Source organism: Mesorhizobium sp. M0848 (assembly GCF_040319805.1).
Taxonomy (GTDB): domain Bacteria; phylum Pseudomonadota; class Alphaproteobacteria; order Rhizobiales; family Rhizobiaceae; genus Mesorhizobium.
The window spans coordinates 13,356-25,661 of record NZ_JAMYOM010000028.1 but is presented as its reverse complement, the minus strand read 5'-3'; the positions used below and the strand labels follow the sequence as shown (position 1 = coordinate 25,661).

Annotated in this window: 11 protein-coding genes; 5 read left to right on the top strand and 6 right to left on the bottom strand. The window is 62.8% G+C overall.

The genetic code is table 11. The features are described from left to right. Positions 1-50: 50 nt before the first annotated feature. Both NKH95_RS27225 and NKH95_RS27220 read right to left on the bottom strand, forming a co-directional pair. Entirely contained in the window at positions 51-476 is a 426-nt protein-coding gene (locus NKH95_RS27225; RefSeq protein ID WP_352584360.1) for an SRPBCC family protein, read from the bottom strand. After that, positions 473-796, bottom strand: coding sequence for an ArsR/SmtB family transcription factor (locus NKH95_RS27220; protein WP_127291759.1), 324 nt, complete (start codon positions 794-796; stop codon positions 473-475). The genes NKH95_RS27225 and NKH95_RS27220 overlap by 4 nt, the downstream gene beginning before the upstream one ends. Positions 797-951: 155 nt before the next feature. Between NKH95_RS27220 and NKH95_RS27215 the strand changes: the two genes are divergently transcribed. The 3 genes from NKH95_RS27215 (at position 952) to NKH95_RS27205 (ending at position 4,101) form a co-directional block, all read left to right on the top strand. Continuing rightward, on the top strand, positions 952-1,512 hold the full coding sequence (locus NKH95_RS27215; RefSeq protein WP_352609544.1) for an RNA polymerase sigma factor: 561 nt from the start codon (positions 952-954) through the stop codon (positions 1,510-1,512). Positions 1,513-1,514: 2 nt separating this feature from the next. Further along, a complete protein-coding gene (locus NKH95_RS27210) occupies positions 1,515-3,623 on the top strand; it encodes a YfbK domain-containing protein (protein WP_352893816.1) in 2,109 nt (702 codons plus the stop codon). Between the two features lie 208 nt (positions 3,624-3,831). Further along, positions 3,832-4,101 (top strand): hypothetical protein, encoded by a 270-nt coding sequence (locus NKH95_RS27205; RefSeq protein WP_023812294.1) that lies wholly within the window; start codon positions 3,832-3,834, stop codon positions 4,099-4,101. Positions 4,102-4,116: 15 nt separating this feature from the next. Here the strand turns inward: NKH95_RS27205 and bmt are convergent, their stop codons facing one another. Continuing rightward, complete coding sequence (gene bmt / locus NKH95_RS27200) at positions 4,117-5,139, bottom strand: betaine--homocysteine S-methyltransferase (RefSeq protein ID WP_023812293.1); 1,023 nt, start codon at positions 5,137-5,139, stop codon at positions 4,117-4,119. Between the two features lie 133 nt (positions 5,140-5,272). Next, positions 5,273-6,130 carry a helix-turn-helix domain-containing protein gene (locus NKH95_RS27195; protein WP_023812292.1) on the bottom strand — a complete coding sequence of 286 codons (858 nt, stop codon included), beginning with the start codon at positions 6,128-6,130 and terminating at the stop codon, positions 5,273-5,275. Between the two features lie 230 nt (positions 6,131-6,360). Between NKH95_RS27195 and NKH95_RS27190 the strand changes: the two genes are divergently transcribed. Next, positions 6,361-7,371: a fatty acid desaturase gene (locus NKH95_RS27190; RefSeq protein ID WP_031213520.1), complete on the top strand. Its 1,011-nt coding sequence runs from the start codon at positions 6,361-6,363 to the stop codon at positions 7,369-7,371. 91 nt (positions 7,372-7,462) lie between these two features. Continuing rightward, positions 7,463-8,290: a phosphate/phosphite/phosphonate ABC transporter substrate-binding protein gene (locus NKH95_RS27185; RefSeq protein WP_023812290.1), complete on the top strand. Its 828-nt coding sequence runs from the start codon at positions 7,463-7,465 to the stop codon at positions 8,288-8,290. Here NKH95_RS27185 and NKH95_RS27180 read toward each other — a convergent pair. Together NKH95_RS27180 and NKH95_RS27175 are read right to left on the bottom strand one after the other, a co-directional pair. Then, positions 8,255-9,610 carry a M24 family metallopeptidase gene (locus NKH95_RS27180; protein WP_023812289.1) on the bottom strand — a complete coding sequence of 452 codons (1,356 nt, stop codon included), beginning with the start codon at positions 9,608-9,610 and terminating at the stop codon, positions 8,255-8,257. The genes NKH95_RS27185 and NKH95_RS27180 overlap by 36 nt on opposite strands. 9 nt (positions 9,611-9,619) lie before the next feature. Further along, positions 9,620-12,190 (bottom strand): GcvT family protein, encoded by a 2,571-nt coding sequence (locus tag NKH95_RS27175; protein WP_128303962.1) that lies wholly within the window; start codon positions 12,188-12,190, stop codon positions 9,620-9,622. Positions 12,191-12,306: the final 116 nt, after the last annotated feature.

The following is a 12,306-nucleotide window of genomic DNA, read 5'->3' as shown; positions in this document are numbered from 1 at the left end:
TCCTCCTGTCAAAACAGCCGACGCGAACCACCGATCCGCACCGGCGGGTTTCAATCTATCCGCGCCAGGACCTGACTCAGATTCGTAAAGTACTGCCGCCACCCGCTCGTCGCGCCCCGATACGCCTGCTCCTGATCCGGCCGGAAGCCGGATTGTTCCATGCGCAACCGGGTGCCCGTGCTGGTCGGCATGAGAGTCCAGGTGACGACACTCTCGAGGCCATAGGCCTGCCACGTGTAGGATAGTGTCTTGTTCAATTCGACGGCTGTTACCTGACAGTCGACAACGATGCTCACGTCAGGCTGCGGTTCCTTTCGCAGATTGAAACGGTGGTCCACGACTGGCTTGAAGTCGTTCTTCATCAGCCATTCCTCGATGAGATGCGGCTGGGTCAGCGCGCGCCAGATTTTTTCCGGCGGATAGGGGATCTCACGTTCGACGATGACGGAGCGCGTTTCGGTCGCGATGTTGGTCATTGGTCCATTCTTTTGAGCAAATTTTCGAGGTCGTCGAACCGGCTCTGCCAGAACGTGTTCATCTGGTTCGTCCAGTCGGTCAGCGGGGAAAGTGCTGCGAGCTGGGCGCTATAATGGGTCTGCCGTCCTTGATGGCGGTCACGCACGAGCCCGGCCTGCCTGAGCACGCCGAGATGCTTCGACACCGCCGGCTGCGAGACCCCCGACTGAGCCGTCAGGGCGCCGACCGTCTGCTCGCCTTGCCGGCACAGGCGCTCGAAGATTGCCCGACGCGTCGGATCGGAGAGCGTTCTGAAGAGGACATCGTGAGCGTTGTTCATCTGGGATCGATAACCCGGTGGCTATTGATTGACGTATAACCGCCGAGATATGGATGTGTCAAGCGGGGTGCCGGCGGTCACGATCCGGCGGTTTCCAAAAAAATCTTTCCATTGCCCCAAGGATTAGCCATTAGCCTTCGTCCAACAGGCAAATGATGGCGATGATGCTGGATGAGAGCGAAGCCTCCGACGCCGAACTGATCGGGCGGGCGAAGGGCGGAGACAGGGGGGCCTTCAGCACATTGCTGGAAAGGCACTATGACTTCGTCTATCGCGCTGCCTATCGCTGGTGCGGCAGGAAGGCCGATGCCGAAGACATAGCCCAGGAAGTCTGCGTCAGGCTGGGCAAGGCGATCCGCGACTATCGCGGCGGCGGCGCCTTCACCACATGGCTCTATTCCGTGACCCTGAACGCCGCGCGCGACATGATGCGCAAATCCGCCCGCGAGACAGTCAAGACAGAGGCCTATGGCGTCCATGCACTGATCTCGGGCGAGGCGTCGATCGAACCGGAAGACCCCGCCGAAGCGCTATGGGCCGCGGTGCGGCAATTGCCGGACAAGCAGCGCGACGCCGTGCTTTTGGTCTATGGCGAAGGATTGAGCCACGCGGCCGCCGCCGAGGCGATGGCGATCTCGGAGACGACGGTTTCCTGGCACATCCATGAAGCGAAGAAACGGCTGAAGACGCTGATGCGCGCGGCCGGGGAAGTGTGACCATGGTCGACGACAATGAACTCAACAGACTGCGCGATATCGCAGCACCGGCGCCCGCCAAGGATGCCAAGGCACGTGCCTTCGAGGCCGCCCTGCGCGCCTATGATCAGGAAAATATTTCTGCTGTCTCCCAAGGATCGGTTGGCGGGCTTCGTCTCACAGAGCGAGCACAAAAGCTCTGGAGCGAGATCATGCAAAAGAAACTCATTGCCACGCCGGCTCTTGCCGGGCTCGTCGCCCTGCCGATCGCCGGATACGCCACCTTCCATCTGCTGAGGGAACAGCCGCCCAAATTCGGCGGCGACGAGAAGATCACCGAGACGCTGGCCGACAAGCCGACGACGGTGAAGCCGACGACCGCCGAGCCGAAGCGCGGCGAGTTGGAGAAGGACAAGAAGGCGGACGCCGATGTGGAAAGCCGCGACGCCACCGATGCGCTTGTGGCGCCGGCCTCGCCGCAGAAATCCGAATCGACCGTTGCTGGGGGCGCTGCACAACAAAATGCGCTGGAGCGCGGTGTGCTGGCCGAGCCTGCGCCACCGGCACCGACAGGTGAATTCGCACTGGATGGCGCTGCAAGTGTACCCAGCACCTCGCGAGCCCGCATGGCGGCGGAGTCGAAGCTGATGGCGCCGCAGCAGCCGGCCATGGCGCCGGCCGACCAGATGCTGCCGCAGGAGGAAAATCGCGACCGTATCGAGGATTTCAAGACCAATCCGGTGCATGCGGCACTCGAGGACCCGGTCTCGACCTTCTCGATCGACGTCGACACGGCCTCCTATTCCTTCGTGCGCAGTTCGCTGAAGCAAGGCACTCTGCCGCAAGCCGATACTGTTCGCGTCGAGGAGATGATCAATTACTTCCCCTATGACTGGAAGGGGCCGGACTCCGCCTCGACGCCGTTCAACTCGACCGTCAGCGTCATGCCGACGCCGTGGAACACGCAGACCAGGCTGATGCATGTCGCCATCAAGGGTTTTGACGTCAAGCCGACCGAGCAGCCGAAGGCCAATCTGGTGTTCCTGATCGATGTCTCGGGCTCGATGGACGAGCCGGACAAGCTGCCGCTGCTCAAATCGGCCTTCCGGCTGCTGGTCAGCAAGCTGAAGGCCGACGACACCATTTCGATCGTCACCTATGCCGGTGACGCCGGCACAGTCCTGGAGCCGACCAAGGCGTCCGAAAAGGACAAGATCCTCAGCGCCATCGACAATCTGACGCCCGGCGGCAGCACGGCCGGTGAGGCGGGCATCAAGGAAGCCTACAGGCTGGCGCAAAAATCCTTCGTCAAGGACGGCGTCAACCGGGTGATGCTCGCCACCGACGGCGACTTCAATGTCGGCCAGACCGATGACGACGACCTTAAGCGGCTGATCGAAAGCGAGCGCAAGAGCGGTGTCTTCCTGTCGGTGTTCGGCTTCGGCCGCGGCAATCTGAACGACCAGATGATGCAGACCATCGCGCAGAACGGCAACGGCACCGCCGCCTATATCGATACGCTGGCCGAGGCCGAAAAGGTGCTGGTCGAGGATGCTTCGTCGACGTTGTTCACTATCGCAAAGGACGTGAAGATCCAGGTCGAGTTCAACCCGAACAAGGTCTCGGAATATCGCCTGATCGGCTACGAGACCCGCGCCTTGAACCGCGAGGATTTCAACAATGACCGCGTCGATGCCGGCGACATTGGTTCGGGCCATTCCGTTACCGCGATCTATGAAATCACGCCAAAGGGCAGCGGCGGCGAGCAGATCGATCCGCTGCGCTACGGCCAGGCGTCGGTGGACAATGGCGGCGTCGCCAACGCGGACGAATATGCCTTCGTCAAGATCCGCTACAAGCTGCCGAATGAAGACGTCTCGAAGCTGATCACCACGCCGGTGACCTCGGCCAACGAGATTTCGTCCTTCGACCAGGCCAGCGCCGATCAGCGCTTCTCCGTCGCGGTTGCCGCCTTCGGCCAGAAGCTGCGCGACGAGGATGCGACCGCGAAGTTTGGCTACGACAAGATCATGGAGATCGCCACTGCCGCTCGAGGAGCCGACCCGTTTGGGTACAGGTCCGAGTTCCTTTCACTTGTGCGCCTTGCCTCGGCGCTGGGCGGTAACCGGTAGTGGTGATGACGGCCGGTTTCTTTCAGATGGGATCGTTCTGACAGGGGAAACCGACCTACGGGCGGGTGAGGCAGGCCGGCGAGGGAAATCTTGCCGGCCTTTTTTCGCGGATTTTCCGGGTCGTTAAATTGCGCGGCATTTCCGGTACTGGATGGCAACCCTCTCCTTGTTACGCAGGACAGGTGTACTGGGCTTGAGGGAGCCGAAATTGCAGATCAGGACTATCGCCAACTCGATACCCCCAGCGCCAGACGCCTCGGCGGTTTCATCGGCCCCATCATCGGAATCCAGGCGTATCAGTGACGATGTCGCGCAGGCGCGCCATACCGCCCTGTCGGCACTGACCAACGACCGGTTCCGCATCATGCTGGAACAGATCACCGACCCCAGCGCTTCAGGCGCGCTGATGACGATGCGCGGCGACAATGTGGTCGACTTCAAGTCGGCGCAGTCGAGCTACGCCGACAACAGCGAATAGTCGAAAACCGATGGGTCAGGCCCGGCTGCGGCGGCGCTCGCGGCGGGCTTCGCTGGTCTCGGCGGTGTTTTCCGTCGCCACCTTGTTGCGCATCGGACCGATGCGTTCGACGATCGCGGCAACCGTCGGACGATCCGCCCTGGTGTGCGCGTCGAGCGCCTTGCGCATGGCGGCGAGGTGCTGGAACGAGGTGCCGCAGCAGCCGCCGATAATTTTGGCGCCGCCATCGACGGCGAGCCTGACATAGTCGGCCATCAGTTCGGGTGTGCCGGAATAATGGATCTCGGTGCCGCGGAATTCGGGAATGCCGCAATTCCCCTTGACGATCACCGTCGCTTCCGGCTTCGCCTCGGTCATGTCGAGCAGCGAGGCCAGGATGTCGGAGGCGCCGACGCCGCAATTGGCGCCAACGCCGAGCGGCGCCTGCGACAGCCCGTCGGTGACGCCGTGGATATCCTTCGGCAGCAGACCCATCATGGTGCGGCCGGCGGTGTCGAAGGAACCGGTGTAGGTGTAGGGCAAGCCGACGCGGATGGCCGCCTCGGCGGCGGCGCGGATCTCGTCGGGAGCCGACATCGTCTCGATCCAGGCAACTTCGGCGCCGCCGGCCTTGAGACCCTCGATCTGTTCGGCGAAGGCGTCGACCGCCTCGTGATAGGTCATGGCGCCCAGCGGCACCAGCAATTCGCCGGTCGGGCCGACCGAACCGGCGACGATCACCTTGCGGCCGGCTCTGTCGGCGACGGCACGAGCAAGCTCCGCGGCGCGCTTGTTCAGCGCATGCGCGCGGTCCTGCGCATGGTGAAGCTTCAAACGGTGACGGGTGCCGCCGAACGAATTGGTGAGGATGATGTCTGCGCCGGCATCGACGAAATTCTGGTGCAGGCTGGTGATGGTGTCGGGCGCCGTCTCGTTCAGCAGTTCGGGCGCCTCGCCGGCCTCCAGACCCATGGCGAATAGATTGGTGCCGGTGGCGCCATCGGCCAGCAGCACGCCCTTTTCAGCCAGCAGCGCATCGATCGGGTTGGTGGTCGTCATCGGATTGGCTTTCATGTTCGAAGTCGGATAAGGATATAAAGAAGTCTTTATGTGTAGTCAATGAATAGCTAGGACGGATTCGCCCATGCGGCGCCTTGAGCCATGGCGCGGTGGTGATCTTGGCTGCCGAAAATCAGACAGTGCCTGTTGGGAACGACATGCCGGCCAGCCTGTGCGCAAAGCCGGACGCCTCGTGCGCATTGATGTCGGCAGCCCGGATCAGATTGTCGAAATGCTGGATCAGCGTCTGGATCGGCTGGGTGGCGTTGAGCACCAGATACATGTCGCCGACATAGATGGCGGCACGATAGGGGCCGAAGATGGTGTAGGGGATCGAATAGCGCATCCGCCCATCATAGAGAAACAGCCGGAAGGTCGGGTAGAGGTCGTCGAGCAGCGTCGCCATGTGCAGCAACTGGGCGCGCCGGTCGGCTTCGGGGAAACGGTCCCAGACACCCAGCCCGCGGGCGAAGATCTCCAGCGTGTGGCGCGGCATGCAGACTTCCATGTCGGTTTCCGGGCGCCTGTTGTAGTCGATGCGGTATTGCGTTTCTCCGGCCTGCGCCAGGCGGCTCTTGTTGGTGATGCCGGCTTCGTAGTCGACCAGCGCTTCGGTGCGCAGAAGATCGGGAATGCCGGCAGGCACGTAGCGGATCTTGGTGCCGGCCGCCTCGGCATGCCATTTGGCCAGCAGGGTGCGGTCGAAGCCGTCGGGTGCCTCCTCGATCTCCAGGCTCTCGCGGATTTCGCCGGTGAGGCCCTCGTCCTGGCTGAGACCGAGTAGCCAGTCCAGCGACACTTTGAACTCGGCGGCGATGTTGAGCAGCGTTTCGGCGCGGGGCAGGCGGGTCGAGGCGCCGGACAGCAGCTGCGATAGCGCCGAGCGGTCGATGCCGACCGCGGTCGCGAAGGCCGACTGGTTCAGGTCGGAGCGTGTCAAGAGCATTTTCAGGCGTTCGCGGAAGATCGTCGACAGGTCGCGCTTGTCCATGTGCGGGCTCCACCTCGATTGAGGAAAAATTTGCGCCGAATCGCTTCCGAGCGCGCCTCAGGCGTAAATGAATCCCTAAGTCTGTTTACAATGTATAACATGTGCGGCCGAAAATGCGCAATCGCAACAGTTTGTGCACTTTGTCTCGTTGAGTGGAATCATTTCTCCTGACACTATGCTGTCAGGAGCCAATTGGGGTTTCCGGCGACTGAGGGACAGTGGTCGATAGCATGACGAGCAAGAGCATCAGGCGACACAGCGCACCGGCCATCGAGTGGCCGACCGTGGTACTCGCCTTTTTCTGTTACGCAACTTGGCTCGCCACCGGTTTCCTGCTCTGGCCATCCTACCCCGTCCTGGCGCTCGCCATCCTGGCTTTGACCGCCGCACTGCAATCGTCGATCATGCACGAAGTGCTGCACGGGCATCCGACACGCAATGCACGGGTCAACGAAGCCTTCGTGTTCCTGCCGATCGGTCTGGTCTGGCCATTCCGCCGCTTCAAGACCATCCATCTGCGCCACCACGCCGACGAGCGGCTGACCGACCCGTTGGACGATCCAGAGAGTTATTACCAGGCGCTCTGGCAGCATGACGAGCTGCCGCCGACGATGAAATTCCTGCTCAAGATCAACAACACCATGGCCGGCCGCTTCGTGCTCGGCCCGTGGCTGTCCTGCGTCGGCTTCTTCATCGACGACGCCAAGCAGATGTTCGCCGGCGACAAGGCGATCCGCAAGGCGTGGCTGCTGCACGCGATCGGCCTTGCCGTCGTGCTGCCGATCGTCCAGTTCGGCTTCGGCATCCCGCTGTGGCTTTACATTCTCGTGCCGGTCTGGCTCGGCCAGTCGCTGATCTCGATCCGCACGTTCGCCGAGCATCAATGGTCGGAACATCCGGAAGGTCGCACGGTGATCGTCGAGCGTTCGCCGCTGTCGTTCCTGTTCCTCAACAACAATCTGCACTTCGTCCACCACAAGACCCCGACCGTGGCCTGGTACAAGCTACCCAAGCTGTTTCGTGACCGCCGTGAGGAATGGCTGCGGATGAACAATGGCTATGCCTATCCGAACTATTTCGCGCTGATCAAGGCTTACGCCTTCAAGGCAAAAGAGCCGATCGTGCACCCGGTGCTGCGGCGTCAAGCCGAGCCGGGCAGGGCCTTCAAGCCGCGCATCAGGGCGCGCAGCATCAGCGGGCTTGGCAGTGCGCCGGTTCCCGCCGAGCCGCCCAAGGAATAATCCGGCCTATCCGGGGGTCCGTGTCGGCCAATTCTGATTGGACGCCGCGTTTTTGCGATCCTTTTTCCCGACATGATGATTTGATATCGGCATGAGTGAATTGGTTGCGGCGTTGCCGATGTATGATTGGCCCGAAGTGCGCGGCGAGGTCGACGCGCAATGGGTGCTGCTGCGCGATGCTTTCCGGGGAAAGGGCATTGACGCGCCGGAAACCATCGCGCGTCGCAATGGTGACCTGCCGCCGGTGCCGGGCGGAATTCGTGATGCTGCCGGTGCATTGATCGCACCCGATCCAGCGACATTGCCGCCGGACGAACTCGATTTTCACAGACTGTGGCTGCACCCGGCGCTGCTGTTCGCGCAGACCTGCTGGGGGCCGATGGAACTCGGCCTGTCCAGGCATGTGCAGGTGGTCGCCCAGCCAAGCTACGACGCCTACGAAGGCGGGCAGGGCGAGCTCTATTCCAGCGCTATCGTCATGCTGGCGGATGGCGCGCCGTCGGTTGCCTCGCCCAATGACGGCAGCCCGCTGGTCCCACTCGATCGCATCCGTGGCAAGCGCTTCACCTTCAACAGCCTCGATTCGATGTCGGGGTTCCTCGGTTTGACGCGCGACCTGGAGGCGATGGGCGAGAGCCTTGACCTCTTTGCCTCGCGCAGCGAAAGCGGTGGGCACCGTTCCTCGATCGTCGCAATTGCCGAGGGCAAGGCCGATATAGCGGCCATCGACTGCGAGAGCTGGGCACTGGCGCAGCGTTTCGAGCCGGCGGCGAAAAAGGTGGTGGTCATCGGCTGGACCGGGCGGCGCAAAGGCCTGCCTTACATCACCGCCGCGGTGACACCGGAAAAGACGGTTGGGGCGTTGCGCGAGGCCCTTGCCGGGCTAGCCGAGCAGCCTCGCATCCAACGGGTAGGTTGAGAGCTGTTCGTTGCCGGTCTCGGTAATCAGGATCTGTTCCTCGATCTTGACGCCTTCGCGCCCGCCAAGCCGGCCGATATAGCTTTCCACGCACAGCACCATGCCCGGTTCCAGCACGCCGTCCGGCGTGTCCGATGTCCAGTCGCTGGCATGCGGTAGTGTCGGATACTCGTCGGCCAGGCCGACGCCATGATAGAGCACGCCGTATCGCGTCGGGAAGCAGTCTCCCGGTGGCACGGCCGAGCGCTCGACGAGGTCGCGAAACGAGATGCCCGGCTGCATCAGTGCCGTGTTGTGCTCGATCTGATCGGCGGCGATACGGAACAGGTCGCGCTGTTCATTGGTCGGCTTTGCATCGCCGCACAGCCATGTCCGCGACAGGTCGGCGCAGAAGCCGTAGGGGCCGATAAGGTCGGTGTCGAAGGCGACGAGGTCGCCTGATACAATCTTGCGTGACGAGCATTCCTGGAACCATGGGTTGGTGCGCGGACCTGACGTCAGCAGCCGGGTCTCGATCCATTCGCCGCCGCGCGCGATGTTGCCGCGATGCAGTTCCGCCCACAACTCATTTTCGGAAATGCCAGGCTTCAGCGCCTGTTCCATTTCGCCCATCGCCGCCTCGCAGGCGACGATGGCGCGGCGCATGGCGAGGATTTCGTCAGGCGACTTGATCAGCCGCGCATTTTCCATCACCGCTTCGCCATTGCCGATGGAGATACCAAGCCGCGCCAGTTCCTCGACGCCTTCCGGGTTGATGTGATCGACGGCGATGCGGCTGTTGCCGCCGCCATGCTCTTTCACCAGATCGGCGATCCCGGCGGCCCAGCGGCGGACTTTTTGCTCGGTCAACTCGCCGCTATAGAGGTACATCCACGACACCGCCGGCCGCACCTCGTCGACGACGCCGGAATGATCGGACAGGTGCTCGCAGGAAAAATAGTCGAACAGCACCACCGGGCCGTCGGTGGCGACAAAGCAATGCCGCGTCGGGTTGTGCGCCACCCACAGCTGCATGTTGGTCGAGTCGGTGGCGTAGCGGATGTTGACGGGGTCGTAGAGCAGGGCGCCGGCATAGCCGCGCCGCTTCAGCTCGGCGCGGATACGCTCCAGCCGGTATTGACGCATGGCAGGCAGATCGGGCGCGGCAATGCCTGCCGCGGCCCATTCAGCTTCGGCCTGCGCGCCATAGCCCAGCACATGCTGGTTGAGCGAAGCCGCCTTCCGGCGGGAGGCGTCGCGGAGGGCCTCGATCGAGCCTGGCTCGAACGGCATGATCTTGCGATGGCGGCCAAAGCTGCCCTTCGGCCCCGCGCTGTCCATGGTCGAACCTCAGGTCCGCATCTTCTCGCCGCTCGGGTCGAAAGGCGCTTCGACGTTGATGCGGGCCGGCCGGCGGTGTCCGAGGATCTCGATCTCGAACAGGCCCGCGCTTTCGTCCTCGGCAAGAGCCGCCGGCACATAGCCTTGCGCCATCGACTTCTGCACATAATGCGCATAGCCGCCCGACGTGACCCAGCCAACCACGCGCCAGTCGCCGTCGACGATGCCGCGCACGGCGGACGCGCCTTCGGCAGCCTTGGAGCCGCGTATTTCCTTGCCGCCCTTGTCGAAGCGTGGCGCGCCATAGCCATGCGGCTTTTCCACCGTGCCGTAGTCCTTGCTGACCTTGGCCCAGATCGGTTCGTCGCCCATGACGTCGGCGTCGGCGGCATCGACGATGAAGGAGACGCGGCGCAGCTTCGGACCCTCGACCTGTTCCTTGGCGGCAGCCTCGCGGCCGATGAAGTCGTTCTTCTCCAGTTTGATGAAGCGGTCCATCGCCCCTTCGAACGGGCCGTAGATCGGCCGCAACTCGCGGAACCAGGTCGGAAAATTCTTTTCGAGGCGCATGGAGAGCAGCGCGCGCATGCCGAAATCGACAAGGCCGAATTCCTCGCCGGCGTCCTTGATCGCTTTGTAAACCAGGCGCTCGTAGGCCGGCGCCATCCAGATTTCATAGCCGAGGTCGCCGGTGTAGGTGATGCGGTTGACCATGCAGGGCGCCCCGCCGACCGCCATCTCGCGGAAATCCATGAAGCGGAAGGCTTTTGTCGAGACGTCGACATCGACCAGTTTCTGCAGCAAGTCCCGTGATTTCGGCCCGGCGATCGACAGGCCGACCAGGGTCTGGTCGAAGCGGTGGATGCGCACCGTTCCGTCCTTCGGCAGGTGCTTCTCGAACCAGCGCATGTGGTATTTCTGCGCCGCCGACGAGCCCCAGATCATGAAGCGGTCTTCTGCCGCCTTGGCGATGGTGAAGTCGCCGATCAGCTTGCCAAATTCGTTGAGCATCGGCGTCAACACGATGCGGCGGGTCTTCGGCATGCGGTTGGTCATCAGCCGGTTGAGGAAATCCTCGGCCGCGGGTCCCGAGACTTCGTATTTGGCAAAATTGGCGATCTCGGTGACACCGACACGCTCACGCGTGGCGCGCACTTCCTCGCCGATCGGCCCAAAATCGTTGGAGCGGTGGAAGGAGACGATATCCCTGGGTTCCTTGCCTTCAGGTGCGAACCAGAGCGGTGTCTCAAGTCCCCAGCTGTCGCCCATGACGGCGTTGTTGGCCAGCATCGTGTCGTAGAGCGGGGTCGTCTGCGCCGGGCGTGCCGCCGGGAGTTCCTCATTGGGGAAGCGGATGGAGAAGCGGCGCGAATAGTTTTCGCGCACCTTGGCGTTGGTGTAGCGCAGGCCGGCCCATTCGCCGAAGCGGGTGACATCCATGCCCCAGACGTCGAAGCCGGGATCGCCATGGACCATCCAGTTCGACAGCGCCAAGCCGACGCCGCCGCCCTGGCTGAAGCCGGCCATCACGGCGCAGGCGCACCAAAAATTGGTCAGGCCCTGCACCGGGCCGACCAGCGGGTTGCCGTCGAGCGCGAAGGTGAAGGGGCCGTTGATGATCTGCTTGATGCCGGCCTTCTCGATGCCGGGGAAATGCTTGAAGCCGATTTCCAGCGACGGCGCGATGCGGTCGAGGTCGGGCGGCAGCAATTCATGGCCGAAATCCCACGGCGTGTTGACCGGCGACCACGGCTTGCAGGCCTTCTCATAGGTGCCGAGCAGGATGCCGTTGCGCTCCTGGCGGGTGTAGATCTCGCCCTTGAAGTCGAGCACGCCGATCATTTCGCGGCCGGTCGACTTGTTGAACTCCTCGACCTCCGGCATCGGCTCGGTCAAGAGATACATGTGCTCCATGGCCAGAACCGGCAGCTCGACGCCGACCATGCGGCCGATCTCGCGCGCCCACAGGCCGCCGCAGTTGACGACATGCTCGGCCTTCACCGTGCCCTGTTCGGTGACGACGTTCCAGGTGCCGTCGACCTCCTGTGTCAGTTCCACAACGCGGTTGCGCAGCACGATCTCGGCGCCGAGTTTTTTTGCCGCCTTGGAGTAGGCGATGGTGGTGCCCGACGGATCGAGATGGCCTTCCACCGGATCCCACATGGCGCCGACGAAATTGGTCTCGTCCATCAGCGGAAACATCGCCTTGGCTTCGGACGGGGTGATCAGCTCTGTGTCCATGCCGAGATAGCGGCCCTTGGCGTGGGCCAGCCGCAGGAAATCCATGCGCTCTGGCGTATCAGCCATCATCACGCCGCCGGTCAGGTGCAGCGAGCAGGACTGGCCGGATATCTCCTCGATCTCCTTGTAGAGCTGCACCGTATAGGCCTGCAGCTTGGCGACGTTGGGGTCGCCGTTCAGCGTGTGGAAGCCTCCCGCCGCATGCCAGGACGAGCCGGAGGTGAGCTCCGAGCGCTCGATCAGCATGATGTCGGTCCAGCCGGCCTTGGCCAGATGGTAGAGAACCGAGCAGCCGACGACGCCGCCGCCGATGACAACCGCTTTTACGTGAGATTTCATCTAGATAAGTCCGTTTTTGAAGAGATTGAATCGGATGACCCCTCCGGGGGGAGAGGAAGGGCGCCAGCCGGCATAAGCTCGCGCCTTCCCTCTCCGCCGTCGATTGGAGGAGAGGT